General features: G+C 75.3%; 2 protein-coding genes. One reads left to right on the plus strand and one right to left on the minus strand.

Annotated features, from left to right (window positions below):
• The coding region (locus tag ABZ641_RS34800) for a MarR family transcriptional regulator (RefSeq protein WP_359988363.1) at positions 1-432 on the minus strand (432 nt) is incomplete at its 3' end.
• A gap of 395 nt (positions 433-827) precedes the next feature.
• On the opposite strand from ABZ641_RS34800, the gene ABZ641_RS34805 reads away from it, so the two are divergent.
• Positions 828-2,009, plus strand: coding sequence for a S1 family peptidase (locus ABZ641_RS34805; RefSeq protein WP_359988365.1), 1,182 nt, complete (start codon positions 828-830; stop codon positions 2,007-2,009).
• Positions 2,010-2,041: the final 32 nt, after the last annotated feature.

Genomic DNA, 2,041 nt, shown 5'->3' on the forward strand with positions numbered 1-2,041 from the left:
GCCGTCGGTCGTGAAGCGGTGCAGGTGGCGGGCGAAGGCCTCGGCCTCGCCCGGGGGCCAGCCGGCCAGGGCGTCCGCGATGCGGTCCGCGAGCCGGGTGCGCAGCTCCGCGACGGCCTGCCGGCCCTGCTCGGTCAGCACGAGCAGCTGTGCGCGCCGGTCGCCGGGGTCGGGTTCCCGGCGGACGAGGCCGGCCTCCTCCAGGCGGGACGCGCGGCGGGTGACGCCGGACCGGTCGATGCCGACCTCGGGCGCCAGGTCGGCGGCGCTGCGCGGCCCCGTGCGGGCGAGGGCGCTGAGCACCGGGTAGGTCGTTTCGTCCAGGGCCTCGCCCATGCCTTCGGTCAGCCGGCGGTGCAACTGCGTGCGCGTGGTGCGGCGCAGCAGGACGCCCAGGGATTCCGCGATCTCCTGGCCCACTTCGTTCTCCATGCCCCCAGATTAGCGTGCGAGTCGCACGCATCGCCTGGCGGCCCGGGGGTCGGGGCGGCGACAACCGCGCGCCATTGAGAGCGCGATCACGCCCGCCCGGATCGGGGCTACCCGGCACGACCAGGCACAACACCCGGACGGTCGACGGCGGCACCGACCACGCGCGACTCCTGACCGCACCTCGGCCGGGCATCGCACCGCCGCAGGCTCCCGTCGTCAGGGCGGTCCAGCCCCCAGGGCGATCGACAACTCCGCACGCAGGAAGCCTTGTTGAACTTCTTGACGTGAACATACAACGCTGCAAAGCTCATCGCACCGGTCTGGACCAGTACCTCTGAAAGCGCTCTCCCCTCGCAGGCCCCACGCCTGCCCCCGAACCGAGGAGAACCCCCGCAATGAGGCACGTCAACGGCATCCGGGCGGTCCTTCCCGCCCTGCTCGCCCTCACCTCCCTGGGCTTCGGCCTCTCCCCCGCGGCGGCCGTCCCGGACACCGCACCGGCGGCGGCCGCCGCGCGGCCCGCCCCCGCCGCCGACCCGGGGCTGGTCGACGCCCTCCGGCGCGACCTGGGGCTGACTCCGGATCAGGCCCGCACCCGTCTCGACCAGGAGGCGACCGCGGCCCGGCTGCTGCCCCGGGTGCGCGACCTCGCGGGCTCCGCCTACGGCGGCGCCTGGTTCGACCCGGCCCGGGGCCGCCTGGTCGTCGGGCTCACCGACTCCGCGCACGCCGGGGCCGTCCGGGCCACCGGTGCGGCGACCGCCCCGGTGGCCCGCACCGAGGCCGCCCTCGACGGGGCGAAGGCCGCCGTGGACACCGTGAGCAGGAGCCGTCCCGCCCCGGCCGCGGTCACCGGCTGGCGGGTCGACCCCAGCCGCAACGCGGTGGTCGTCACCGTGGCGGCCGGCAGCAGGACGGACGGCCGGGTGAAGGCGTTCCTGGACGCCGCCGCGGCCGCCGGGCCGGTCGCGGTGGAGGAGACCGCGGAGCAGGCCCCGCGCACCCTCTCGGCGGGTGTGGTCGGCGGCGACCCGTACTACATCAACGGCAACACCCGGTGCTCCATCGGCTTCGCCGTCCAGGGCGGGTTCGTCAGCGCCGGCCACTGCGGCCGGGCCGGCAGCAGCGTCGTCGGCTGGGACGGCTCGGCGATGGGCTCGTTCGTCGACTCGTCCTTCCCCGGCAACGACTACTCCTACATCCGCATCGGCAACGGCTGGTGGACGGTTCCGGTCGTGCTCGGCTGGGGCACCGTCAGCGACGTGCTCGTCCGCGGCTCCTGGCAGGCACCGGTCGGCTCGTCGGTGTGCCGGTCCGGCTCCACGACGCACTGGCACTGCGGCACCGTCCTCGGCCTCAACGAGACGGTCAACTACAGCCAGGGCGCGGTCTACCAGCTGACCCGCACCAGCGTGTGCGCCGAACCCGGGGACTCCGGCGGCTCGTTCGTCACCGGCGACCAGGCCCAGGGCGTCACCTCGGGCGGCTGGGGCAACTGCTCCTCCGGCGGCCAGACCTGGTTCCAGCCAGTCAACGAGATCCTCTCCCGCTACGGCCTGACCCTGGTCACCGCCTGACGCACCGCCGCGCCGCTCCACGGCCGGGCGCC

The sequence above is a fragment of the Kitasatospora sp. NPDC007106 genome (genome assembly GCF_040634455.1).
Classification (GTDB): domain Bacteria; phylum Actinomycetota; class Actinomycetes; order Streptomycetales; family Streptomycetaceae; genus Kitasatospora; species Kitasatospora arboriphila.